The following is a 24899-nucleotide window of genomic DNA, read 5'->3' as shown; positions in this document are numbered from 1 at the left end:
AGTTTACTTCTCCTCCGCCGAAATGGTTCTTAAAGAGGCAAGTCCCCAATGCACGATTTCGTCGGCGACTTGTTCGGCCGATTTGCCGGTTGAGTCGACAAGACGAGCGTCCTCGGCTTGAAGAAGCGGTGCAATTTCCCGTTCCCTGTCGATCCGATCCCGCTCTCCGATTTCGAGCTCGAGCTGATCAAGCGTAACGCCGGGATTATCGCCCATTTCACGGAAACGGCGAAGCGCCCGTTCCCTCGGCGAAGCCGTAAGAAACACTTTCAGCTCCGCGTCCGGCAGAACGTGGGTACCGATATCGCGGCCGTCCATGACGACGCCTTTCTCCAGCGCCATCCGCCGTTGCAGCGATGCCATGCGCGTTCTGACGCGCTCGATTTTCGCGATATGCGAAACCAATCGGTTCACTTCCAACGAACGAAGACGGTCGGTTACGTCTTCCCCATCCACAATCACCTTCTGGCCTTCCGTCCCCGGATAAGCCGGATATCCATCGATTCGGCCAGCTGCGAAACGAGCTCCTGCTGCTCGGCCGACAATCCTTCCTCGATGGCCTTCAAAGTCGCCGCTCGGTACATGGCGCCTGTATCCACATATATGTAGTGCAGGTCGCGGGCGACCATTCGGGCAACCGTACTCTTGCCCGCTCCCGCAGGTCCGTCGATCGCGATGTTGATCCGTTGCGCGGTGTTCGCATTCATGAGAAAATGATAGGCCTCCTACGAGCAGTAACGAAGTTGTCGTGTCGCACATCGGCTGGCTTATACGTGTAATCAAGCGGAATCGGCCTTCTGCGAACGAGCAAATTATACCACACAAGAACACGAGTATGCAAAAACAACCCCTTCTAAGTCGAAGGGGTTTCCTTTTGAAAAGGGATGCCTTCCCACTTGTCCGTCAATGTAAGCCATGAGCGGACTGCGGGAATTCGGATCGCCGTCTGGGAAACGACGAGCGCGACGAGCAGGACGACGACGACCTTAACGATCCTTTTTTCCGCACGATCCGACCATTCGGCGAAGTCGCGCGTCGTTTGCTGATAGCCAGCTTTTCGCCGAGTCAGGACAGATTCCTCCGGGCGATAAGCTTCTCCCGGCAAACGGCGCTATTCCTTGCGATTGTCCAGCTGCCGTTCGAAGCAGTATCGAATAATTTTTTGCTGATCCGAGTCTTGGATATCCGAGAATCTCATCATGACCAAATGCTTGTCCGGCTCGACCGGCAACACCCGGACGATCTCTCCCTCGAACTTGGCATGGGCGATCGTGCCGCCCTTGTAAGGAACGAGCAGCCAGCAGGACAATACGGCGCCGTTCACAATCGGCCATTTCCGATCGCAGCGGAACGACAGCCCGCCGCCGCCCACGTCGTCGGTGATCGCGACGAACCGGAGCTTGTCGTCGAACCGGACGGCAAGCTCCAGCGCCGCCTCGACGCGCAGAAAGCTGCGTCGTTGGTCGCGCGAAATGTCCTCCAAGGCCGGCTTGCGAATGGCGACCATGCTAACGGTATCCTTCCGGACGCCGGTTACTTCGGTTTCAAAAATATGTTTGACCCCTTCTTGCGTGAAAAAGTAAACGCGGAACGGCTCGCCGACATGGCAACGATGGTACCGACGGCTTTTCTCGTCCAGGGGAATCTCGATGAAAATGGTTCTTTCGTCCTGGTCGGCCACACGGGAACGAAACGTGACCGATTCGATGCCCTCGCTGTCCGGCAACGCTTGTAAAAACAACATTTGGTTAATCTTCGGGAGCATCTATGGAACCCTCCAGCCGGTAAATGGGGAACAATTTTCCTCTTGTCCGCTCATTATACCATGACTCTGGTTCGACAAATAGATGGATTAACCGACGGCTTTCGCGTTTTCCGGAATTTGCTCGATCGACTCCTCGATCCCCGTTTCCGCGTTCATGTAAATCCGATAGCGGCTGCCGTTGATTTTGCCGATGAACTCGTGGCAGAGAACGCTTTGCTGCAAGTCGTCCTCGATAACCGCGAGAGAATAATCTTGCACGCGGAAATCCGGATTCAGCCCCTGCTGCGCCTGCTCTTTCGTCACCTTCGCTTTTCCGGTGTAAGCAATTTTTTAGCGAATACGTGATCGGAAGCTTGAAGGCCTACGACTTCCCCGTTGTCCAGCGCGACCCGAACCGTTACTTTGTCAGGGTAGATTCGGACGCCTTCCTTCGAGCCGACGAACGTAAAAACAGCCACATGATCGTATTCGTCGTAAGTGACGGGCACCATTTCCTTGAAATCGTGCCTCACGAGAAACTGCGACGCCTTGTTGCGCGCCGTATCGAAATTAAGCCTGCGGACTTTGACTGTACGGGGGTTCATATACCAGAGCAGATGTCCGCCCTTTCGTGTGAAATCCATCTGTACGTTCTCGCCGCCCGCTCCTTTTACGGCTACCGAATAGGCGGGAAGCTCTGTTTTGGCTCCGGCTTCCGTCACTTTGACGTCGGAGGCGGAAGCGGCCTGCATGCCGATGAATTGCCGCGCCTTCAGCTTGATTTGTTCCGGGGACATATCTTGTCCGGTCAGCTCTTTCGAGGAACGGATTCGCTGCGTCGACATGGCGGAAGGTCCCCAATCGTTTTCCGGGTATTCGCCGATTTTTTTGTCTACCGCCTTGAAGCCGTCGATAATCGTGTTGTCGTTAGGGCCGTTCTCGCTCGCCATCGCAACTTCGACGTCCATCCAACGTAGCCGGTCCGAGAGGACGGCATCCTGGATTTTGCCCAGATCCGTCGTTACTTCTCCGGATTTGGCGTACAACGATTTGAGCATCTTCATCTCGTCCTGCGTGAGCGGCTGCTTCGTCAAATCCCTTACGCTCGTCCGATAAGCGAAGCTGGAAATGCGGGACAGAAATTGCTCGGCTTTGTTGAACGGAAGAAGAGCCAGCGGCAGCTGGTTGATTTCGTTCTGCGCCTGGCTGGTCAGTCTCCACACTTTAACGAGCCCTTTGCGCTGCATCCCTTGCGAAGCGGCCGATACCGCCATCGTCTGTCCGAGCTCGTCGCGCAAAGAATTCATATGGTGAGCCAAATCGTGAAAAGCTCTTTGATACTGGTTCTCCGCCTTGATCAATATGGCGTTCTTCTCCTGATGCTCCTGATACCCCCAAATAATCGATCCGACGAACAGGATGGCGGCGATCGGGAAGAGCACCGCGCTTAACCGGTAATACATAAAAACCGACCCCTTTCTTTCCCAGACATGCGTTCGGCGTTAGTGTGGGAAGAAGGTATCGGCTTTATGCGTGGCAGGAAAGGAATTCCCCTTTCGTCACAGCGCTTGCTCTTCAAATTCGAAATCGTCGGTATTGCTGCATAGGCACTGCTTGAATCCGGTGTCGATTTGGCCTCTTTCCTTCCGCCCTCTCAGCACGAATTTCTCGCCGCACCGGTTGCAGCGAATCGTCACCTTCACCCGATAGGTCGACATTCGCTCTTCCCCTTCCATACCGGCTTTCCTAGCAGCCAGTATAGTCAGAAAAACTATGATTTAATCTCTTCGTCCCTCTTCAGCCAACGGAAGGGGGATACCGCGTTAGCCCGGTTGACGTAACGAATGCCGCGCAGCCATAGCAAAAACATGAACGGCACGAAAATCCATCCCCAGGTAGAGGGCACGATAAGCATGAGCCAATCGTACAAACCGTGCCAGACGAGCGGTAGCAAGAAAGCGAGCCACAGATGCAGAGTAACGGCTCTGCCGGTGGAGAACTTCGCTTTGCCAAGCGAATAGCCCATGAACACTCCGAACAAGGCATGGCCCGATACGGGGAGCAAGGCTCGTATGAGAAGCGTGCCGAACGTTGCCGGCTGCACAAATACGTAGAGTACGTTTTCGAGAGTGGCGAACCCTAGAGAGACCGCCGTCGCGTAGACGATTCCGTCGTAAGGCTCGTCGAATTCGGTATGGTTATAAATAATGTGATAGAGAACGAACCACTTGAAAAACTCTTCGACTCCCGCCGATATGACGAAGGAGAAGACGAACGGCGATTCTCCTAGTCCCAGCGTCAGACTGCGCTGAAGGATCATGACCGGAAGCACGATGAGGGCGCCCATCAAAAAAAGCTTGGCGACCATCGGCAGCGGTTCGGAATCATAGCGGTCTTTCCAGTAAAAATAGGCGAGCAGCGCAATACCCGGGGCGATGGCCGCGGCCAGTACTGACAAAATCAGCACGATTGCGTTTCCCTCCTTTCATCCTTCCATTATACATGGACGGCACCTTAACGACACGCAACAAAAAAGAACATTTCACGAAAAGAATAGCTTCTTCTCGCAAAATGTTCCTTGGTTGCGTTCGCCGTTCGAAGCGTCTATCAGGAGAAATGCTCGGCGAGCACCTTTACCGCATCGGATGCGATAATAATTTGTCCGTACTCCTCCAGAACGGCCGGCGTCACCGACGTCGCTTCGCCGTATTCGGCAAGAACGGCGATCAGCGCATGATAGCCTGCGGCTTCCAGACCGGCGGGATCGAAGCACAATATCCACTGATCCTGGTACCGGTACATGCGTCCTTCCCCAGTAAGCTGTCCAATGAGCGTCTTCGCGGCTCCGATGGCGTCTTCAATATCCCGGAAACGATATATGATGGCTTCGCTTTGCTCCAGCGTGACTTCCATTTCATATACTTCTTCTTCCTGCTCTTCGTCTTCCGTCGCCCGTTCCGCATCGCGTTCCAGCTTGCCTCTCGTGACGATGACGACCATCCCTTGAGCCGGCATGGCGAACACTTCAACAGCCAGCGGACCGGAAGCGTCGAACCCTAGCTCGTTGTACGCTTGATCCATCATCTCGCTGAACAGCTCGTGTACCTTCGGAATTTCGCGCCACATATCCTCTTTTTGGATCCCGCGTTCCGTCAAATCGTCGAACGTGAGGAAAATTCGAATTTTGTCTGTACTCAGACGCTCCATCCTCATGACAGGACCCTCCTTCTGCACGATGGGTGTTAACAGCGTATGAACTCGCATATAATGTGTGAATCGAATTTTGCTTTGACAACATGTTATCATTTCTCCTTTCGAATTGCACTAGTGAAATCCCCCTTCAAGCAAAAAAAACGGCGCCGTTTCTTCTCTGCACGAGAAGAACGGCGTCGTACGCTGCCCGATTGCATTTTCGTTAAATATGATGCTGCCCGTTTTGGTCCAAAATCTCGTTGATTTCGCTCTTCACGGATGAGTCCTTGGAGGCCAGCCGGGAAATTTCCTCCAAATCGAAGGAAGACGTTTCGGAATGAGAAGAGCGTTTGGCTTCGTCCTCTTCTCCCTTCCACCGTTTGAAGCCTCCCGAGAAGCTCATGTCGAACGTTTTGTTCATCGCTTTTTCCTTCATCCCGCTCATGCGCTCCGATAAGCTTCGGCCAATGCCCGCGCACGCGGCGGATAGCATCGGACTCCGCTTCACCACTACCGCAAGCGCAGCTCCCGCAAGTCCTCCCATAATGAACGATCCCAATTTCATGGTGCCGCCTCCCGTTCGGATTTTCCGCTTTGTATGATAGATGCCGACACCGTTAGTGTGACCCTCCGAGCGCCGCTCATGCTCCCTCAAAATAAGGAAGAGGTCGCATGCCCGCCATCCTGCGATATGGTACAATCGGTGTCATGCAAAATACGACTATGTCCGGAGGGATCCGCCACCATGACCCGAACACTTTTAGCCGTCTCCGCGGCCGCTCTGGCGCTCGCTTTGGCCGCTTGTAGCCAGGGCGATAACGCGAATGCCCCGGCAGCGAGCCCCAGCAGCGCCGCAAGCCCTTCCGCGACGCCCTCAACAAGCGCCGAGCCCGGTCCGAGCCCCGGCTCAACCGTCTCCGCCGAGCCGTCCGCTCCGGCTTCCGAATCGCCGAGCTCGTCTCCCTCGGAGGCGCAGCCCGCGCTCGTTTACAAAATGAACAAAGTCTATTCGATCGTCCCGATCGACAAAGCAAAGACGAATGCCAAGGTCGTCCTCCTCACCTTTGACGACGGCCCCAAGGATAAGGAAACTCTCGATCCGCTGCTCGATGCGTTAGACAAGCATCAAGCCAAGGCGATTTTTTTCGTCAACGGCTACCGGGCGAAGGCGAAGCCCGAGCTGCTGAAGGAAATCGACGAGCGGGGGCAGACGATCGGCAATCATTCCTGGGATCACATCAAGCTCGGGAAAGAAAAACCGGACAAGATTCGTAAGCAAATCGAAGACGTTCAGAAGCTCGTTCGAGAAATAACGGGGAAGACGCCGGTTTTCTTCCGCCCTCCGCATGCGTCGGCCAATTCCGACGTTCACGCTATCGCTAAGGAGAACGGCCTGCTGTTCATGACCTGGTCGAACGGCTCGCTCGATTGGGACATGGCCAAAATCAAGGAAGACAAACGGCCCCAGGCTATCGTCGACAACGTCTTGGAACAGCTGCGCAACGGAAGCAACATTCTCATGCATGAGCTGCCGTGGACCGCGAAGGGCCTCGATCGGTTGTTAACGGAGTTGGAGGCCAAAGGCTACTCCTTCGTTGATCCGGCCGCTATAGATGTCAAGATGGAATGACGGATGAAGGAGCTGCCGCAAGTAGACAGAGCGCAATGACCCGTCCCCGAATTTACGCAAATAAGCCTCCAAAACCGCTGTAAAGGCGGGATTGGAGGCTCTTTTTTTCAGAAGTCCGGATTCGCTCGATTCGAACTGTCCAATTTTCGGGTAATTATCAGTGCAATTCGAGCCGCTGTTTTATTAAGCGCCGTAATGCTTGTTTCCCCACCAGAGCAGCCCGCCTACAAGCAAAATAAACAAAAACAGCAATAGCCGGTAAAAAAGCTTCGTTCCTTGCCCGCGTTTGGAAGGATGGACGACCGAACGCGGCGGCATCCCCGTCTCCGGGATGCCGGACGAAGCGGCGGTTTGCGCGATTGCGGCCTCTAGCTCGTCCAGCGTCATCGGTTCTCCCTGCGGTTCCTCGGCTTGCTCGAGCGCGTTTTTTTTCGCATATCGATAACGCTCCCAGGCGGAACCGGGTTCTCGGTCGTTCATTCCTGCTCCCTCCGGTAACGAATAATGCATCCCATAATGAAATCAATAAGGAAATGGGCCGCGATCGGCGCCCAAATCGTCCCCGTCTGCACTTGAATCCAGCCTAGGCCGTAACTGATCGAAAAAACAAGTCCCGTCGGAATCCAGTGGCGCAAATACCGAACGTGGATAGCCGCGAACACGATGCTGGTCCAATAAGGACCGATGGCTTGCTGGATAGCGCCGCGAAAAAGCGATTCCTCGCAAATGCTGACGATAGCCGATAGAACGACAATATGCCAAAAAGGACGATTTTTGAATATTCTTTCGTTAACGCCGCCGTCGTCGGAAGCTTCCTCCGGTATCCATCTGGACAGGATCAGATCGACGATTAATACGAGTGCGGCCAACCCCGCCCCCCAAAGTGCGAAGTTCCAGCTTCCGGGCCACTTAAATAGCGCGAACGGATTTCTGCTCTGAAAAAACATCCATGCAAAGCCGATAATAAGGGTAATGGCTTGGGTCATATACAAATTGACGAGCAGCATCTTATCATTCAATTCGTCTACCGTCACTTGGCGGAGCTTAATCTTGCGAATGTCGAATTTTTTCATGATACCTCGGTGTTTGTCATTTTCTTATATTCAAGCTTTGATTTTTTTTCTATACTGAAATCTGCCCAGCCTCAAAAAACAAAAATTCGTCCGTCGAAGGAGTCGCCATGGAGAAGCGTTTGAAACGATCCGAACTCTATTTTTCGCTAACGTTCCTGCTCATGCTTATCATTGCTATCGGTGCTTTCTTTTACGGGGTGAAAGTCGGCAACGAAAAGACCGAATCCAAATACGCGGCGGAGGCCGAGCCGAAGTCCGCAACGGCGTCCCCCTTGCCGAACGCGTACCAGCAGCAGGATTTGGTTTCTTTCTATCATACCGTATTTTTGCCGTATCGTGAATTTCAAAACGCCTGGTTCGAAGAACGAACCCTCTGGCTTAACGATTCGACGATCGACCGATCCGGTTCGCTTAAGACATTGGCGAAGAACGCCAAAAAGAAATACGAGGCCGTCCGCAAAGCGTACGTCGCCCCATCTTCGCCTCTGCTGATGGACGCCCAGACCAATTACTTGAAAAGCTTGAAGCTGTTCGAAGACGGCTTCTCCTCCCTTGTCTCAACCTCCAACGAGGGCACGGTCGCCGACTTGATGGATTCGCTGGACAAAAATACCTTCTATAAGGAAGCTCAGCTCCAGGCGCTCACGGGCCAGGATCGCTATTACAGCGCAATGCTCAAATGGGGGGCGACCGTTAATCTGGACATCCCGTCCGAATATACGGCACCCAAATCGATTGCGCTCGCCCAGTGGAATAAGCTGCCGCTAATTATCAAGAATAAGGTTGTCGCCGATTATTTGTTCGCCGGACGCGTCTATTCGCCTTATTTGCCTCACGATTTGACCGCGCGGATCGATCAGGTTATTCGCAGCGGGCAAGCCGAGAAGCTGAAGCTTAAGACTGTCGGCTCCATCGCCGAGCTGCTTAACGGCACCGATGCCGTTCGCAGCGGAGATTTTCTGGGATTGAAGTCGCGGCTATATGACGAGCCGTTGCTGCCGTTGCTGCCTTTCTTCTCGCCCGACAAATAACATTCGCGCCTTTCGGCCTTCCGTCGGACATTTTGTCGCTTTACCATTGCAATTGGCAGACCCGTTGCTATAAAATAGTAAAGGTTAACGAAACAGGCGAAACGATCGATCGATGCGCAAGTCACCCTCCATGCGCCGTTAGCCCGCTCGTGAGCGGAAGCGGAGCTTGAGGGTGTTTTTTATATGCCGAAGGGGGATCACCATGTTTAAAGTGTTAGTATCGGACCCGATCAGCGATCTGGGCATTTCTCTGCTCGTCGAAGCGAACGACATTACGATCGATAAGAAAACGGGCCTCAGCGAAGACGAGCTTGTCGCCATTATCGGCGAATACGACGCTCTTCTCGTTCGCAGCCAAACTCGCGTTACCGAACGGATCATGACGGCCGGCACGCAGTTGAAAGTCATCGGACGCGCAGGCGTCGGTGTCGACAATATCGATCTGGATGCCGCTACCAAGCGCGGCATCATCGTCATCAACGCTCCGGACGGCAATACGATCACTACATGCGAGCACACGTTCGCTATGATGATGGCGGTTGCCCGCCACATTCCTCAAGCGTATTTGAAAACGGTCGGCGGAGTTTGGGACCGCAAATCGTTCGTTGGAGTCGAGCTTCGCAACAAAGTGCTCGGCGTTCTCGGAATGGGCCGTATCGGCAGCGAGGTTGCCGCGCGCGCCAAAGCGTTCGGCATGGAAGTATACGGCTATGACCCGTTCTTGACGGAAGAACGGGCGGAAAAGCTCGGCGTAAGATTAGCTTCCGTTGAAGACATCATTCGCGATGCCGATTTCATCACCGTCCATACCCCGCTCACTCCGGAAACTCGCCACATGATCGGCAAAGAGCAATTCGGCCGCATTAAAAAAGGCGTTCGGATCGTCAACTGCGCACGGGGCGGCATTATCGACGAGAACGCTCTTGTCGAAGCGATCGATGCGGGCATCGTCGCCGGAGCCGCGTTCGACGTATTCGAGGAAGAGCCGCCAGCAGCGGATCACCCGTTCCTGAAGCATCCTAAAATTATCGTAACCCCTCATCTTGGCGCTTCAACGATTGAAGCCCAGGAAAATGTGGCGATCGACGTTTCCGAGCAATTGCTTCACATTTTGCGCAACGAGCCGTTCAAAAACGCGGTCAACATGCCGCCGGTTCCTGCCGATGTTCTGTCCAAGCTCGAGCCGTACTTCACGCTCGGCAAGAAGCTCGGTTCGTTCGCCGCTCAAATCGCTGAAGGACCGGTCAAGGAAATTGTCGTCGGTTACGCAGGCGACTTGGCTGACGTCGATACTCAGCCGCTTACCCGCTACGTCGTGCAAGGCGTTCTCGCCCATCACCTCGGCTCGGATCAAGTGAACGCGGTCAACGCAATGCACTTGGCCAAAACGCGCGGCGTAAACATTGTCGTTACAAAATCGACCGCTTCCAAAGGGTTCACCAACCAAGTCAGCGTAACGCTCCGTACGGACAAAGAAGAGCGTTTCGTCGCCGGCACGCTGCTTAACGGCTTCGGTCCTCGCATTACTCAAGTGGACAAGTTCCCGGTCGACGTCGAGCCGCAAGGTCATTTGCTCCTTATTTCCCATCACGACAAACCGGGCATTATCGGACGCGTCGGCACGCTTCTTGGCGGCAACGACGTCAACATCGCTACGATGCAAGTCGGACGTAAGCAAGTTGCCGGAGCGGCTATCATGGTGCTTGGAGTCGACAAAGGCGTTCCGAAGGAAGTATTGACGCAACTCGCGGCTCTTCCGGACCTGAACAACGCCAAGGAAATTCACCTCTATTAATCGATGCAGGTTTAAGAAAAAGCCTGAAGGTCGCTGACCTTCAGGCTTTTTGCGTCACTCTTTGCGCTCAATATGCGCCGTTCGCCGAATGTATGGTACTGGGTACCTCTCATGACGCATCATGCCCGCCGTTCGACGAATGTATGGTACTGGGTACCTCTCTTGGCGCTCCATGACCGTCGTTTGACGAATGTATGGTACTGGGTACCTCTCTTTGCGCTCCATAACCGCCGTTCGCCGAATGCATGGTACTGGGTACCTCTCATGACGCATCATGCCCGCCGTTCGCCGAATGCATGGTACTGGGTACCTCTCTTGACCCATCATGCCCGCTGTTCGCCGAATGTATGGTACTGGGTACCTCTCTTGGCGCTCCATGACCGTCGTTTGACGAATGTATGGTACTGGGTACCTCTCTTGGCGCATCATGCCCGTCGTTCGACGAATGTATGGTACTGGGTACCTCTCTTTGCGCTCCATAACCGCCGTTTGACGAATGTATGGTACTGGGTACCTCTCATGGCGCATCATGCCCGTCGTTCGCCGAATGCATGGTACTGGGTACCTCTCTTTGCGCTCCATAACCGCCGTTCGCCAAATGCATGGTACTGGGTACCTCTCTTGACCCATCATGCCCGTCGTTCGCCGAATGTATGGTACTGGGTACCTCTCTTTGCGCTCCATAACAGCCGTTCGCCGAATGTATGGTACTGGGTACCTCTCTTGGCGCTCCATAACCGCCGTTCGCCGAATGCATGGTACTGGGTACCTCTCTTGACTCATCATGCCCGTCGTTCGCCGAATGTATGGTACTGGGTACCTCTCTTTGCGCTCCATAACAGCCGTTCGCCGAATGTATGGTACTGGGCACCTCACTTGGCGCTCCATAACCGCCGTTCGCCGAATGTATGGTACTGAGTACCTCTCTTGGCGCTCCATAACCGCCGTTCGCCAAATGCATGGTACTGGGTACCTCTCTTGGCGCTCCATAACCACCGTTCGCCGAATGTATGGTACTGGGTACCTCTCTTGGCGCTCCATAACCGCCGTTCGCCGAATGTATGGTACTGGGTACCTCACTTGGCGCTCCATAACCGCCGTTCGCCGAATGTATGGTACTGGGTACCTCTCTTGGCGCCAACCACTCAATGAGGGCCGCACAACGGCGCTTTTCCGCACAAAAGCCCGGCGGCTGAGCCTCCGGGCTTTGCAAATACAGTTCCGCCAAAGCGGCCTCAGCTCTTTCGAGAGCGGCCGCCGGCGCTTCTTCTCTTAACGGGCAGTGTAATCGTAAATACGGTGCCTTTGCCCAGATCGCTGGCAGCTTTGATTTTGCCGCCGTGCGCTTCGACGAGGTTTTTGACGATGGCCAGCCCGAGTCCGGTGCCGCCCCCGCCGTTCTCTCTTTTTCGTGCCTTATCCGCCTTGTAGAAGCGTTCGAAAATATAAGGAAGATCGGCGGCGGGAATTCCCTGTCCTTCGTCCGAGACGGTCAAGACGATCGAATCGCCGCGCGGCGACTCCACCTTCTTCGTCTGCATCTGAATACCCGAACCCGCCGGAGTATGACGAAGCGCATTGTCCAGCAAATTCGTCAGCACCTGCTCCAGACGATCGGCATCGGCGGTTTCCAATACAAGCGGAATTTCCGACTCGTTCTTCGTAAGCGAAATTCCTCTATCTTTCGCAAGTACGGCGAACTTCCGGTACACCCGTCCGATTAGCGCCGATACATCGACCGATTGGAACGTCATCTCGAGATGACCGGCTTCCATCCTTGCCAAATCGAGCAAATCCTTAACCAGCCTGCCCATCCGCAGCGACTCGTCGTGAATGACCTGGACAAGCTCCCGACGTTCCTCGGGAGAGCCCGCGATATCGTCGAGCAGCGCCTCGCTGTAGCCTTGTACCATCGATAACGGCGTGCGGATTTCGTGGGATACGTTGGCGACGAAATCTTTGCGCAGCTTCTCGACACGGAACTCCTCCGTTACGTCTCGAAGAACGGCCACAGCGCCCCGGACAGAGTCCGTCGAAGCAAGCGGCGTCATAACGATCGACCATACTCCGCTCTGCACGTGGATTTTGGCCGTCAGCTCCTTGCGGCCGGAGATAACGCTGCGGAACGTTTCCAGCAACGGGCCCGGAACGCTTCCCGTGAAGCCGGAATCCTCCTCATCGTCTCCCCACTCCACCTCGGCCCACTCTTCCATCAAATGTCGTCCTTGCGGATTCGTCAGCATGATGCCGCCTTCCGCGTCGAAAGATACGACGGCGTCGTTCATGCTGTTGAGTACGCTGCTCAAATGTCTGCGCTCGTGCTGCAGCGCACGAATGAGCGTCTCCAGTTCCGATGCCATCTGATTGAACGTATTGGCCAGCTCGCCGATTTCGTCGGAGCTGCGAATCGTTACGCGAGTCGAGTATTCGCCGTGCGAGACGCGATCGGCCGCTTCCTTCATTTCGCGCAGCGGCTGCGTAATCTTCGTAAGCAAGAAGAAAGCGAATACCGTCGTTAGCGTAAACCCGATTATTCCGACATAAATGAACAGATGCTTAACTTTGTTCGGATCGGAAAACGTCAAGTCAATGTACTTCAATGAAAATAGACCGATCGACGATATAACGACAGCAACGAGCAGTATGATCGTCAGCCATAGCTTGCCGACGACAGTTCTCCAAATCGCCATCGCTTACTTCGCCACCTCAAGCTTGTATCCGACTCCCCACACCGTCGTAATCATCGAAGCAGCATCCGAGGAAACCCGATTCAGCTTCTCCCGAAGCCTTTTGACATGAGTATCTACCGTGCGCAAATCGCCGAAAAAGTCATAGTTCCATACATCCTTCAGCAAGTCCTCGCGGGAAAACACCTTGTCGGGAGAACTGGCTAAATAATGAAGCAGCTCGTACTCCTTCGGAGTAAGGTTCACCTCGAAGCCTCCTGCCGTAACTCGATGGGCATCGTGCTCGATGATGAGATGAGGAAATACGATATTGCTGCTCGAATGCGTTTCCTTGGACAAAAAGGCAGTCGCCGACGAACGGCGCAAAATGGCCTTGATGCGGAAGATGACTTCCCTTGGGCTGAACGGCTTGACGACATAGTCGTCCGCTCCTACCTCAAAGCCTTGAACGCGGTTCACTTCTTCGCCCTTGGCGGTCAGCATGAGCACGGGAGTCGTCTTTTGCTGGCGTATGCGGGAGCACACTTCCATGCCGTCCATGCCGGGCAGCATAAGATCAAGCACGATTAAATCGTAATCTCCCTGCAATGCCATGTTGAGAGCCGTTTCTCCCTCCTCCGCTTCCTCGATGACATACCCTTCTTTTTCCAAATACATCCGAAGCAAACGGCGAATCCGTTCCTCGTCGTCCACGACCAAAATGCGGTTACCCGTACTCATACCGTAATCCCCCTTCGTCTGTATTTAGGATACGCCGGCATAGGAATGCAGACCGGCGATGACCAGATTAACGCCTACCAACGTAAACATAACGACCAGGAAGCCGATAACGGCCAGCCATGCGGAACGGGTGCCTTGCCAGCCGCGCGACAGCCGCAGATGCAAGTACGCGCTGTAGTAAAGCCAAGTGATGAGCGCCCAGACTTCCTTCGGATCCCAGCCCCAAAATCTGGACCAGGCGATTTGCGCCCAAATCATGGCGAAGATAAGCGCCCCAGCGTAAAGAGAGGAAAGCCGATGGCGATGGCGCGATAGCTGATTTCGTCGAGATCCTCCGGATCGATATCGTCCAGATGGGGCGAGATAACTGCCGCCAGCTGTTTGCGGGCGATCAGCCTCAACAATCCGTAAAGCAGAACACCCGTAATGATCGACCAAGCGACCGTGTTCAGCTTTCTTCCGGCGTTGATTCCGTTCATCCAGGAAGGAGTCTCGAGCAAAGGCTCTTTCATTCCAAGGAAAGGCTGTACTTTGACAGCTTCGCTGTTGTAAGGCTTAAAGATAGGCGGAAGCCCGTACTTGACTTCCTTAACCGTCGTCGTCTCCTTGCCGGCATCATCGACGCTTACCGTCGTCTGTTTGAATTCGGACAAGTAGCCCGCGGAGCGGAAGCCGAATACGGCGACGAGGAAGCCTACGATAACAATAATAACGACGAGCGCGAATTCCGTCCAACGGCGGGCACGCTTGCCGACCTTATCCGTGCGAGTGAAATCGACGACGCGAATGAGCTGGATCAACGCCGCTGCGAAACCGACCGCAAAGAACGCTTCCGCCGTAGCGGCCATCGTCACGTGGATTTTGAGCCAAACCGAGTTCAACGCCGGAATTAGCGGTTGAACCTCGGACGGAAACACCGATGCGTACGCGATAATAATAATAACGAGCGGCAATGTGAACGCTCCGAGAAACGGGTTGCGGTAAATCAGGAAAACGATAATAAAAGCGAACACGATAGCCATGCCGAGGAATGTCATAAACTCGTACATGTTGCTGGTCGGGATATGACCAGATCCGATCCACCTCGTTACGAAAAAAGCCAGATGGCCTAACCAACCGGCCAAAGTCAATCCGAATCCGATTTTACCCCACCGAGCCTTATGCTTCTCGGGATCGCGATTGCTCCAGCGTTTGCCTGCAACTGCGATAGCGTATGCGATGAAGGCAAAGCAATAGAGCGCGAAAGCGAAAATAAAAGCGTTGCTGCTGAAATCCAACCATTGATTCAACGTGTATTCCTCCTGTTATCCAGCTGTTTCGCCGAAACCTCGATGCCCGTTTTTCCAAGAGCCTGGGCAATGTCCGAACGAAGACCGTACGTATTCTTGTTCGTGTGAGCTCCGAGCGTCAGCCTGCCGTCGTCGATACGCAGCCATATCCGGCGATGCTGCCAGTAAAAGCCCATAATGAGACCGATCATCGAAATGCCCGCTCCCGTCCATACGTAAGGCATGGCGCGGTCGACCCGAATGTTCAGAAAGGTCGAATATTGGGACAAGGAGACGTTCTCCATCTTGCCTACTTTAAAGCCGAAGCGCCCCGAGTTGAGGCCTTGCTTGGCGAAGCTTTGATTGATTTGATCCTGCAAAGCTTTGTCGTTCGCGGCCGGCATCGGAAAGTAAATGTACGTTTCCCCCAGCTCGGGCAATCCGGGTCCCGTGATCGCGAATATAAACGCCGGATTGTTCGGATCGCGGGAATTCGTCATCGGACGCCCTTGCTCGTCCAGCTTGAAATCCGGATAATATCCGTTCAGCTTAAGCTTGTATGGCCCTGCTTCGTAAGTGGAAGGCGGATTGGACGTCGGCAGCTCGAAAGGTCCGAAAGATTCCCCCGTCTTCGAATCGGTCAGAAGCGGTTTGACGGAAAGAAGCCTTACGTTCTCGCTGTAATTGTTCTGATACAGGCTCAAGCCCTTATAGGAAAGCGGGGAGTTGACCCGAATGTCGTGCTCGTGAACCTTCTTCAGAACCGGCGTTTGCGTGGCGTCGCCGCACCCTTCGGTGCATTCGTACAGCTCTGCCTTCGTCTCGTAAAGCTTGACGACCTTCTTGCCTTTCATAGCCGGGCCCAGCTCTTCGTCCTTGTAGTAATCCACCACGAACTTGTTGCTCTTGATGTAGTAATTCGAGTGGGGGATCGGCTTTGTCTCGCCCTCGTACAACCATACGTACTGGTCCATGTGCCAGCCGGGAATTCCGCGCGCCAGCACCGCGAGCAAGAACACGATCAGACCAATATGGTTAATGTACGGCCCCAGCGGCTGAATCTGTTTTTTTCCGCCAGCAGGGCGGTTCCGTCCTGCCATACCCGATAGCGCTTCCGTTTCAACTGCTTCGCGAAGTCTTCCGTCCATTGCTGCGGCTCCGCTGTCATATCTCCCGCAAAAACGACGTGCTGGCGAGAGATGAACTGGTGGTGCTTGCGAACCTGCTGCTTGGAAAGCGCCTTGTACAACGGGAGGACGCGGTCGAGGCTGCATATGATCAGAGATGTTCCGATCATGACGAGAAGACCGATGAACCACCACGATTCGTACGTTCTCGACAACCCGAGAGCATGGTAGATAACGCCCGAGGTACCGTATGTATCCTTGTAATACTGGGCGATTTCCGCAGGATCGTCCCGGATTCCGAGAAAGGTGGACGCTTGCGGATACACCGTTCCGAGCATCGCTCCGATCAACGTTATAACTATTAAGTAGACGGCGATCTTAACCGAGGAGAAGAAATTCCATACACGGTCGACCAAGCCCGGATTTTCCTTCTGCGACCTGCGCGCCACGCCGTCATAACGCATTTCCAGCGGCGCTTCCGATTCGACATCCTCCATGAGAGGCTTGCCGCACGATTCGCACAGTACCGTTCCCGCATGATTCTGATGCCCGCATTCGCATTTTGTATTCTGAAACAACTGTCGCGAGCCTCCTTGCCCTTCTTTATTTCGTTTCGATTACTTCGCTTCGAGCAGCTTCGCGATCTCGGCTTCGATATCATCGGCAGCCAAAGGCCCGCCAATACGAATATCCCTTATCTTTCCTTTGGCATCGATAAAAAATGTCGTCGGATATTGCTTCAGACCGTAAGCTTTCTCAGTCATGCGATCCTTATCGAGCAAAATCGGGAAATTCGTCCCGACCATCTGAATGAAGGAATCGACATTCAACCGGTTTTCGCTCAAGTTGATGCCGACCAATTGCACGCCCTTGTCTTTCCAGCTGTCGTACACTTCCTGAAGGGCCGGCATTTCGTCGCGGCACGGCGGGCAGAACGTTCCCCAAAAATTCAGGATGAGAGGCTTGCCTTTATACTCCTCCAGCGAGTGGACTTGTCCCGAAAGATCGAGAAGCTTGAACTCCGGCGGCTTGTCCCCGATTTTCAAAATATCCGCTTTCGAAAAAAGCGAGCTGCCAATCGCATATCCGCCAATGACGATGACTGCGATGAGTATGAAATACTGCAGCTTTTTGCGATGCCGCTTCATTTATTGTTTCACCACCATAAAAACGATAGTTTCATTATAACGAAAATACCGGGGCCAAGGGCAGTGCGCCCCAGCCTCCGGTTTTGAACATTATGTGTCCACTCGCCCAAAACTGCGGCGACGTTCACTCCGATATGTTGGTTTCTTCGCGGGAAGCTCCGTCGGCCGCATCTCTCAGCTTCTGAATCTCCTCCGCCGTCAAGCTGCGGTGCTTGCCTCGCTGCAAGCTTCCAAGAGCGATGCCGCCGAACGATACCCGCTTCAGACGGGTGACGGGATGGCCAATCGCCTCGAACATCCGGCGCACTTGGCGGTTCCGTCCTTCGCGGATTGTAATCGAGATCGTGGCGTATTTGCCTTCGGGATCGATATCGTGATATTCAGCTTCCGCCGGAGCCGTCATTCCGTCGTCCAGCTTCACGCCCTTCTGGAGCTTCTCCAGCTTGCTGCCGTGAGGAACCCTTTCCACCGTCGCCAAGTAAGTCTTCGGTACATGGTGCTTCGGATGGGTCAGAATGTGAGCCAAATCTCCGTCGTTCGTCAATAGAAGAAGCCCTTCTGTATCGTAGTCGAGACGTCCGACCGGATAGACGCGTTCCTTGACTTCCCTCATAAAGTCGGTCACGACCGTCCGGCCTTTCGGGTCGGTCGCGCTCGTAATGACGCCCTTCGGCTTGTTGAACAGTATGTAAAGCTTTTTCTCCTGCTTGATCGGCTTGCCGTTCACGGCGATGACATCGGAGGCCGGATCGGCTTTGGCGCCGAGCTCGCTCACAACTTTGTCGTTCACCGTCACTTTGCCCGCCGCAATTAATTCCTCGCATTTGCGCCGGGATGCGACGCCTGCGTTAGCCAATATTTTTTGCAATCTTTCCACGGAAGCTCACCTCATCCTCCATCATACCGTTTTCTTCCGCCATTGTACAAGATAAGTCGTTCGGTCGAAAAATACATGACATATATCTTTACATACGAGTGACATGTGCTACAATTTTGGTTAAAAGCAACAGCGGTCGAGAGAGGTTACTTAACAAAAATGGTGGGTTTCACCTATGCCGCACCATTCGTCTCTTGTCCGGGAAGCATCGAGACGGAGGGAGGCGCAATCGCGCCTCCCTCTCCCCATCATCATCGTTCGGAGGATTGATTCCATGCTCAAAGCATTGCTCGCGTCCCGCAAATCCTGGCAATCCTATTTTATCGTCGTCATTCTTCTGCACATTGTCGGCTTCATCGGTCTATACTCCGTCACCCGGGAAAACGTCGCCTTTTGGAGCATGGGGCTGCTCGCTTATACGCTCGGCCTCCGCCACGCCTTCGACGCCGATCATATCGCCGCTATCGACAACACGGTCCGCAAGCTCGTCCAACAAAAAAGAAGCCCGCATGGCGTAGGCTTCTACTTCTCGTTGGGACATTCCAGCGTTGTCTTTCTGATGGTGCTGGCAATCGCTCTATCGATTCATTGGCTGCAGGACCGGATGCCTCAAATGCAAGAAATCGGCGGCGTCATCGGCATGACGGTGTCGGGTTCCTTCCTTGTGCTGATCGGCATTCTGAACTTGATTATTCTGATCAGCCTTGTTAAGCTGTTTCGCAAAATGCGCCACGGCGAATACGATAACGAAGAGCTGGAGCGTCTGCTGGAATCGAGAGGCTTGTTCGCGCGCTTGCTGCGTCCGCTATTTCGCTTTGTCAATCGCAGCTGGCACGTCTATCCGCTCGGCTTCCTGTTCGGACTCGGCTTCGACACCGCCACCGAAATCGGCCTCCTGGCCATCTCGGCCGTCGCGGCGCAAGGCTCCGTATCCTTCTTCGGCATTCTGTCGCTGCCGATTCTGTTCGCAGCCGGTATGAGCTTGCTGGACACAGCCGACGGCATGTTCATGACGGGAGCGTACCGATGGGCGTTCAACACGCCGCTCCGCAAGCTTTACTACAATACGACCGTCACAACCATATCTATTATTGCGGCGCTTGTTATCGGCGTAGTCGAGCTCGTCCAGATCGCGTCCGAAAAATTCGAGCTTACCTCTCCCGTCTTCGTTTGGTTCGGTCAACTCGACTTCGAATATTTGGGTTATGTGCTTGCGGGTCTGTTTTTACTCTCGTGGATTGTCTCGTTGACGGTATGGAAGGTGATGAAGGTGGAGCAGCGCTACGGCGCTTAACGAGTCGGCGTCGAGCTTGGGCCGCATTCCACAATTACCCGAACAGCAGCCAGCAGACGGCTACGGCGGCGAAAAAGCCGACAACATCCGAGAACAACCCAACCTTCAGCGCATACCGGGCGTTCCGAATGCCGACCGCGCCGAAATAAACGGTAAGAACGTATAAGGTCGTATCCGTGCTGCCCTGAATCGTCGAGGCGACTTTCGCCACGAACGAGTCAGGGCCTTGTTCTTTGATCAAGTCCGTCACGAACGCCAAAGACCCGGCGCCCGAAATCGGACGAAGCAGCGCAAGCGGCAGGACGTCGCTCGGAATCCCTATGCTCTCCGTCAGCGGCCGCACCCAGCCAAGCAGCGCATCCATAGCGCCCGAAGCGCGGAACATGCCGATCGCCGTCATCATGCCGACGAGCGGAGGAATAATGCCGACGGCCGTCTGGAAGCCGTCTTTGGCTCCGTCGATGAACGTCTCGTAGACGGGCACTTTGCGGAAAGCGGCATATAGAGGAATGAAGGCGATGAGCATCGGAATCGTCCACGCCGACAAGGTTTGAATGAAGGAAACCATATCGCATCACCCCCCGATCGCCTTGTCGGCGGGCGGAACGCCGGATGGTGAAAGAGATGCGCCGGACAGCGGACCTTTCGGCGGCCGCCTCTTGCTGCCGGCTTTGTTCCGCGCAATGGGCGGAGCCCCGCTCTTCCTGCGATACCAGCGGTCCGCGAGCAGCGCCGCCGCCGTCGATATGGCCGTCGCCAGAAGCGTAGGCGCGACGATATCTGCCGGATGCGCAGAGCCCATGTTCATCCGGATTGCAATGATAGTCGTTGGAACAATGGTAATGCTTGCCGTGTTAAGCGCCAGCAGAGTGCACATAGCCGGAGTCGCGATATGCGGCTGCGAATTCAGCTTCTGCAACTCCTGCATCGCCCGAATGCCCATCGGTGTAGCCGCGTTGCCCAGCCCGAGCAAATTCGCGCTCATATTCGACAAGATGTAGCCCATGGCGGGATGATCCTTCGGAACGTCGGGAAACAACCGACGCACGATCGGCGCGAGCAATGCGGAAAGCTTGCGGACGAGTCCGGCATCCTCCGCGATGCGCATAAGCCCCATCCAAAATACGAGAATGCTCACAAGTCCGAGGCACACCGTCACCCCGGTTTGCGCACCCCCGAACGCTGCTTCCGCCACTTCGTTCATTCGCCCGGTAACGGCGGCAAATACGACGCTGACGACGATCATTCCGAGCCAAATCCAATTGACCATCCCAAGCCCCCCTACCGTTCAAGTACGGCCAAAAAACAACCACCCGGCACATTCCTGCAGCGCGCTATAGAACGTTCTCCGACCTGCCGAAGCCGAATGGACAACAGCGTCCGTCGGCGTTTCCCCCGTTTCCTCGTCGGCCAATGCCCTGCCGGTCAAATCGACGCTGCCGATTTCTCGTCCGTCCAGCATAAGCCGAAGCCGCCCTTTCTTTCCGAGCAAATAGTCGGCCGAAGCTCTATCGAAAGGAACAAGCTTTATTCGCAGCCTTTCCCTTTCCCCTTTGGCGAACGGATAACGAAAATCACCGTCGACAGCATAAGGATGATCGTTGACCGGCTGGCCTTTGGCAACGACCTGCGCAAGCGGATAATACAGAAATCCGTAATCGAGCAATCTTCGGTGGTCGGCCCAATCGTCCCCGTCATTCAGAGTTACCGCGACGAGCTGCTGCCCGTTGCGGGTTGCCGAGCTGACAAGCGTCCGCAGCGATTGCTTCGTATAGCCGGTTTTGACGCCGTCCGCTCCTTCGTACATGGTTAGCATCTTATTTTTGTTGACCCATTTGTAGTCCCAATCCTCGTGCGGATTCGGAGCCGATTTCACGCGAGTTTTTACGATTTCCCTGAATACCGGGTTATGAAGCGCATAAGCGGTCAGCTTGGCCAAATCGACGGCAGACGAAAAATGCCCCTCTTGATCGAGGCCCGACGGATTGGCAAAATGGCTGTTGGACAATCCGAGCTCCTCCGCTTTTTTATTCATCATATAGACGAAGCCGTCCAACGACCCGCCTACATGCTCTGCGACGGCTACGGCGGCATCGTTGCCCGATCTAAGCATTAGACCGTACAGCATATTTTGCAGCGTCATCTTTTCGCCGGCCTTCAAATAAATCGACGACCCTTCCTTGCCCGCCGCCCGGGTGCTGACCGTCACTTTGTCGGCCAGCTTTCCGTGTTCGATCGCGACGATGGCCGTCATAATTTTCGTCAAGCTGGCAATGAGCATTCGGCTGTCTCCCCGTTTGCTGTAGAGCACCCGGCCGGATTCGACGTCCACGAGCGCCGCTCCTCTGGCGTGATTTTCCGGGGCTTGCGGCGCGTTGGCCGGTTCGGCATGCGCCGCCGTGGACAAAATCGTGCCGGTCAGAACGAACGCCGAAAGCGCCGCCGCAATGACCCGGCTAATACGAACGGTTCTCATGATTGACCTCCTACCCGGCTTCTTCTATTACTTTATGTGAGCATGTCCCCATGTATGAAAAAACCGGCCTCGAAGGCCGGAATCGAGCGCTACATCACGTTGTTGTCCGAGGAATGCGTCGCAGCCGGGAGAGTCGATTCCGAGGAATCCGCTTCGGCTCCGCGCTGGAAAATCCCCTTCATTTTATCGACCCAATGCGGAGCCGCATCGATCAGCTTCTCCAGAATGTGGGTCTGGTTGTCCAGAGGCACGACCTTCACCCCTTGTGTGCCGACGACGAGGAACGCAATAGGCGTAATCGAGACGCCGCCCCCGCTGCCTCCTCCAAAAGGAAGCTGCACGGACGCGTGGTGCGAGTCGTTGCCATCCCCGCTTTTGCTCTGGTGCTGAGCGCTGCCTCCGCCGTTCTCGTCCATCGGCTGAAACTCGCTGCCGCCCGCCGCGAATCCGAAGCCTACCTTGGATATCGGCATAATGACGCTTCCGTCCGGCGTTTGCACCGGTTCGCCGACGATCGTATTAACGTCGACCATGTCCTTGATGTTTTCCATTGCGGTTTGCATTAACCCTTTGATCGGATGCTCGGACATAGATGGATCCTCCTCCTGACTTGAACTCACTGGTTAGAATGCACCGATATGCGGCCATTTATAACGTTGGCGACCGCCATCATTGTCCAGTCGTCTGCCGCAGCCGAATCATGAAATCCGTTCCGGACCGGAGAGCCAGCTCTGCCATGCTTTCATCGATTTGCGAAGCTTCGCTGTCCTGAACAGCAGCGAAATGCCTGCAGCCAGCGCCGTTCCGGCTTTTATCCGAAAATCCGCTTCCCACACGACCGAAAATTCCGAACGGGAAAAGTTCGGCACGACGCTCCCGTTCGGCTTGGTGCGCAAAGACAAGTAGTGGCCGGTCACGGCTGTCGCGCAACCCAGGACAGTCCAGCATAAGCCTGCCGTCGCTGCCGTTAATGCGGCATCGCCGGTTCCGACCCGAATATCGAAGCGCCACCTCGTGCATTCCACTTTTTTGAGCGTATGTCTCAGCCAGCGCCTGAACTGCCGGGTCGACAGCATAATAATGCGATACGCCGCCCAATATCGGCGAAGAGTCTGGAACCGGACTCTTCGCTTAGCTTTTTTATTTGATTTTCGAACCGGATTCGCGCTTGTCGAGCTTTGGGGATAAACGACGCTCCAGCCGGACAGCAGTATGGCCGGAACGTTCAACCGGTAATGTACGAGTCCGTACAACGCCCGAACGATGACGATCAATTGATCGAGCTCTCCGCTCCGCGAGTATCGGACGCGTACCCGTATTCGGGACATCGCCGCCAGCGAGAACGCCAGCAAGACGGCGGCAATTGCCGTCCACAACCAAAAGGCCATACTCCTCCCGCCTTTCATCACGGAAGTAGTATGACCTTCTGGAACACGTTCATGCTCGTGCCATCGATTCAATTCGTTTCCAATTCGCGCTCCATGTCCTCCATGGAAAGCTGACGCCCTTCGATTCGTTCGAACAGCAGCTTCGTTCGCTCCTCAAGCTCGTCATCGCCTTCCGGAATGACCGGATCGGGAAGCTGGTTCAGCCCGGCCAGTCCGAAATAGTCGAGGAACGATTTCGTCGTCCCGTATAAGATCGGACGGCCCAGCGCATCCGCGCGGCCGACCTCTTCGATCAGATCCTTGTTGACGAGCGAGTGCAGCGGTCTCTCGCACTTCACGCCGCGAATTTCTTCGATTTCGACGCGAGTGATCGGCTGCCGATACGCCACGATGGACAGCGTCTCAAGCGCCGCCTGCGACAAGGACGAACGGGAGGGCGAATACGCGAGCTTCTCGAAATAGGGCGCGTGCTCGACTACTGTCGTCAACCGGAAGCCGCCCGCCACTTCCGAAACCCGAACCCCTCGATTGTCGCGTACAAAATCTTGCTGGAGATCGATAATGACATCCCGCACGACTTCCGGATTCATCTCCACGACTTCGGCGATCCCCTTGGAGCTCAGCCCCTCGTCGCCGGATACGAACAGCAAGCCTTCAATAACTGATTTCAGCGTCGAGTAATCCATTTTCGTCCTCCTCTCTCCCCGTCCACGACACGACGATTTCGTCGCGAATCGTGTTCTGATTGCAGGTCACCCAGCGGCGCTTCATGAGCTCCAGCAAGGCGAGAAACGTTACGACAATTTCCTGCCGGTCCGTTTCGTCGCCCAATAGCTGAGAAAACAGCATTTTGCCGTCCTTCGCCCGAAGCTTCAACGTCTCGACGACGTCGCGTATCCGGTCCTTGACGGAAATTTCATCTCTGCGAATCGTCGATATCCGATTCCGTCCGGCGGCCCGCCGCAGCGCCTTCTGGAAAGCGCGCACGAGATCGTCGACATGCAACCCCTCGACCGGGTTCGTCGGCTTGCGCACGGCGAACGGGGACAAATCGACAGGCTCTCGCGTAAACACCTGGCTGCGCTCCCATTCGTGATCGCGAAGCTGCGTCGCTACCGATTTGATTTTGCGGTATTCGATCAGCTTGCGGATCAGCTCCTCGCGCGGATCGAGACCGTCATCGTCGTCCATCGTCAGCCAAGGCTCGTCCGTCGCCGGAGGCTTCGGAAGAAGCTGGCGGCTCTTCATCGAGAGCAGCGTCGCCGCCATGACGAGAAACTCGCTCGTAATATCGAGCTCCAGCTCCTGCATGGCGCCGAGGTAAGCCATATATTGATCCGTAATCTCGTTGATCGAGATGTCTTGAATGTCGATTTCCGCTTTGTCGATCAAATGAAGCAACAAATCGAGGGGACCCTCGAACGTCTCCAGCTTATACAGAACCTTCAC

At 54.8% G+C, this 24899-nt stretch carries 25 protein-coding genes and 3 pseudogenes; 4 read left to right on the top strand and 24 right to left on the bottom strand.

The annotated features are described in order from the left end of the window. Nucleotides 1-3 precede the first annotated feature (3 nt). From cmk to D3H35_RS03755, 9 genes and pseudogenes are all read right to left on the bottom strand, one after another. Nucleotides 4-707: pseudogene (gene cmk, locus D3H35_RS03785) on the bottom strand ((d)CMP kinase). A gap of 146 nt (nt 708-853) precedes the next feature. Further along, the gene (locus tag D3H35_RS03780; RefSeq protein WP_119147822.1) at nt 854-1105 is read right to left on the bottom strand and encodes a hypothetical protein; all 252 of its coding nucleotides are present in this window, start codon (nt 1103-1105) and stop codon (nt 854-856) included. A 6-nt stretch (nt 1106-1111) separates the two neighbouring features. After that, nucleotides 1112-1765 (bottom strand): flagellar brake protein, encoded by a 654-nt coding sequence (locus D3H35_RS03775; RefSeq protein WP_119147821.1) that lies wholly within the window; start codon nt 1763-1765, stop codon nt 1112-1114. Nucleotides 1766-1852: 87 nt separating this feature from the next. Beyond that, entirely contained in the window at nt 1853-2068 is a 216-nt protein-coding gene (locus D3H35_RS35345; RefSeq protein WP_325049997.1) for a hypothetical protein, read from the bottom strand. Continuing rightward, nucleotides 2065-3207 carry a germination protein YpeB gene (gene ypeB / locus D3H35_RS03770; protein ID WP_325049996.1) on the bottom strand — a complete coding sequence of 381 codons (1143 nt, stop codon included), beginning with the start codon at nt 3205-3207 and terminating at the stop codon, nt 2065-2067. Before ypeB ends, D3H35_RS35345 begins: the two co-directional genes overlap by 4 nt. A gap of 96 nt (nt 3208-3303) precedes the next feature. Then, a complete protein-coding gene (locus D3H35_RS31235; protein WP_199728456.1) occupies nt 3304-3462 on the bottom strand; it encodes a hypothetical protein in 159 nt (52 codons plus the stop codon). Nucleotides 3463-3515: 53 nt separating this feature from the next. After that, on the bottom strand, nt 3516-4211 hold the full coding sequence (prsW, locus tag D3H35_RS03765; protein ID WP_119147820.1) for a glutamic-type intramembrane protease PrsW: 696 nt from the start codon (nt 4209-4211) through the stop codon (nt 3516-3518). Between the two features lie 140 nt (nt 4212-4351). Then, the gene (locus D3H35_RS03760; RefSeq protein ID WP_119147819.1) at nt 4352-4957 is read right to left on the bottom strand and encodes a genetic competence negative regulator; all 606 of its coding nucleotides are present in this window, start codon (nt 4955-4957) and stop codon (nt 4352-4354) included. A 202-nt stretch (nt 4958-5159) separates the two neighbouring features. Next, nucleotides 5160-5501 carry a hypothetical protein gene (locus tag D3H35_RS03755; RefSeq protein WP_119147818.1) on the bottom strand — a complete coding sequence of 114 codons (342 nt, stop codon included), beginning with the start codon at nt 5499-5501 and terminating at the stop codon, nt 5160-5162. Between the two features lie 180 nt (nt 5502-5681). Here D3H35_RS03755 and D3H35_RS03750 point away from each other — a divergent pair, with 180 nt between their 5' ends. Then, complete coding sequence (locus D3H35_RS03750; RefSeq protein WP_119147817.1) at nt 5682-6566, top strand: polysaccharide deacetylase family protein; 885 nt, start codon at nt 5682-5684, stop codon at nt 6564-6566. Nucleotides 6567-6749: 183 nt separating this feature from the next. Here D3H35_RS03750 and D3H35_RS03745 read toward each other — a convergent pair whose 3' ends face one another. Together D3H35_RS03745 and D3H35_RS03740 are read right to left on the bottom strand one after the other, a co-directional pair. Next, nucleotides 6750-7046 carry a hypothetical protein gene (locus D3H35_RS03745; RefSeq protein ID WP_119147816.1) on the bottom strand — a complete coding sequence of 99 codons (297 nt, stop codon included), beginning with the start codon at nt 7044-7046 and terminating at the stop codon, nt 6750-6752. Continuing rightward, a complete protein-coding gene (locus D3H35_RS03740) occupies nt 7043-7639 on the bottom strand; it encodes a type II CAAX endopeptidase family protein (RefSeq protein WP_119147815.1) in 597 nt (198 codons plus the stop codon). Before D3H35_RS03740 ends, D3H35_RS03745 begins: the two co-directional genes overlap by 4 nt. Nucleotides 7640-7758: 119 nt before the next feature. Here D3H35_RS03740 and D3H35_RS03735 point away from each other — a divergent pair, with 119 nt between their 5' ends. Together D3H35_RS03735 and serA are read left to right on the top strand one after the other, a co-directional pair. After that, on the top strand, nt 7759-8670 hold the full coding sequence (locus D3H35_RS03735; protein ID WP_233567751.1) for a hypothetical protein: 912 nt from the start codon (nt 7759-7761) through the stop codon (nt 8668-8670). Nucleotides 8671-8872: 202 nt separating this feature from the next. Then, a complete protein-coding gene (gene serA, locus D3H35_RS03730; RefSeq protein ID WP_119147813.1) occupies nt 8873-10465 on the top strand; it encodes a phosphoglycerate dehydrogenase in 1593 nt (530 codons plus the stop codon). Nucleotides 10466-11700: 1235 nt separating this feature from the next. Here the strand turns inward: serA and D3H35_RS03725 are convergent. The 6 genes and pseudogenes from D3H35_RS03725 to D3H35_RS03700 form a co-directional block, all read right to left on the bottom strand. Further along, nucleotides 11701-13155: an ATP-binding protein gene (locus D3H35_RS03725; RefSeq protein WP_119147812.1), complete on the bottom strand. Its 1455-nt coding sequence runs from the start codon at nt 13153-13155 to the stop codon at nt 11701-11703. Nucleotides 13156-13158: 3 nt separating this feature from the next. Further along, nucleotides 13159-13872: a response regulator transcription factor gene (locus D3H35_RS03720; protein ID WP_119147811.1), complete on the bottom strand. Its 714-nt coding sequence runs from the start codon at nt 13870-13872 to the stop codon at nt 13159-13161. 24 nt (nt 13873-13896) lie between these two features. Continuing rightward, nucleotides 13897-15161, bottom strand: a pseudogene (gene ccsA / locus D3H35_RS03715) (cytochrome c biogenesis protein CcsA). Then, a pseudogene (resB, locus tag D3H35_RS03710) lies at nt 15158-16605 on the bottom strand (cytochrome c biogenesis protein ResB). The pseudogenes ccsA and resB overlap by 4 nt, the downstream one beginning before the upstream one ends. Before the next feature lie 279 nt (nt 16606-16884). Next, complete coding sequence (locus D3H35_RS03705) at nt 16885-17415, bottom strand: redoxin domain-containing protein (RefSeq protein ID WP_119147810.1); 531 nt, start codon at nt 17413-17415, stop codon at nt 16885-16887. Nucleotides 17416-17539: 124 nt separating this feature from the next. Beyond that, nucleotides 17540-18292: a pseudouridine synthase gene (locus tag D3H35_RS03700; protein ID WP_119147809.1), complete on the bottom strand. Its 753-nt coding sequence runs from the start codon at nt 18290-18292 to the stop codon at nt 17540-17542. A gap of 274 nt (nt 18293-18566) precedes the next feature. Here D3H35_RS03700 and D3H35_RS03695 point away from each other — a divergent pair, with 274 nt between their 5' ends. Further along, nucleotides 18567-19586, top strand: coding sequence for a HoxN/HupN/NixA family nickel/cobalt transporter (locus tag D3H35_RS03695; protein WP_119147808.1), 1020 nt, complete (start codon nt 18567-18569; stop codon nt 19584-19586). Between the two features lie 34 nt (nt 19587-19620). On the opposite strand, the gene D3H35_RS03690 is transcribed toward D3H35_RS03695, so the two are convergent. The 7 genes from D3H35_RS03690 to D3H35_RS03660 form a co-directional block, all read right to left on the bottom strand. Next, a complete protein-coding gene (locus D3H35_RS03690; protein ID WP_119147807.1) occupies nt 19621-20154 on the bottom strand; it encodes a spore maturation protein in 534 nt (177 codons plus the stop codon). 6 nt (nt 20155-20160) lie between these two features. Then, the gene (locus tag D3H35_RS03685) at nt 20161-20856 is read right to left on the bottom strand and encodes a nucleoside recognition domain-containing protein (protein WP_119147806.1); all 696 of its coding nucleotides are present in this window, start codon (nt 20854-20856) and stop codon (nt 20161-20163) included. A gap of 18 nt (nt 20857-20874) precedes the next feature. Then, nucleotides 20875-22062: a D-alanyl-D-alanine carboxypeptidase family protein gene (locus D3H35_RS03680; RefSeq protein ID WP_119147805.1), complete on the bottom strand. Its 1188-nt coding sequence runs from the start codon at nt 22060-22062 to the stop codon at nt 20875-20877. Nucleotides 22063-22151: 89 nt separating this feature from the next. Further along, a complete protein-coding gene (ytfJ, locus tag D3H35_RS03675; RefSeq protein ID WP_119147804.1) occupies nt 22152-22652 on the bottom strand; it encodes a GerW family sporulation protein in 501 nt (166 codons plus the stop codon). A 108-nt stretch (nt 22653-22760) separates the two neighbouring features. Continuing rightward, nucleotides 22761-23450, bottom strand: coding sequence for a DUF2953 domain-containing protein (locus tag D3H35_RS03670; RefSeq protein ID WP_158593935.1), 690 nt, complete (start codon nt 23448-23450; stop codon nt 22761-22763). A gap of 68 nt (nt 23451-23518) precedes the next feature. After that, on the bottom strand, nt 23519-24136 hold the full coding sequence (gene scpB, locus D3H35_RS03665) for an SMC-Scp complex subunit ScpB (protein WP_119147802.1): 618 nt from the start codon (nt 24134-24136) through the stop codon (nt 23519-23521). Beyond that, nucleotides 24105-24899 carry a segregation and condensation protein A gene (locus D3H35_RS03660; protein WP_119147801.1) on the bottom strand — a complete coding sequence of 265 codons (795 nt, stop codon included), beginning with the start codon at nt 24897-24899 and terminating at the stop codon, nt 24105-24107. Before D3H35_RS03660 ends, scpB begins: the two co-directional genes overlap by 32 nt.

Source organism: Cohnella faecalis, from assembly GCF_003570905.1.
In the GTDB taxonomy this organism is placed as follows: domain Bacteria; phylum Bacillota; class Bacilli; order Paenibacillales; family Paenibacillaceae; genus Cohnella; species Cohnella faecalis.
Note: the sequence above shows the minus strand (reverse complement) of the source record. Positions and strands in the feature narration are given on the sequence as shown.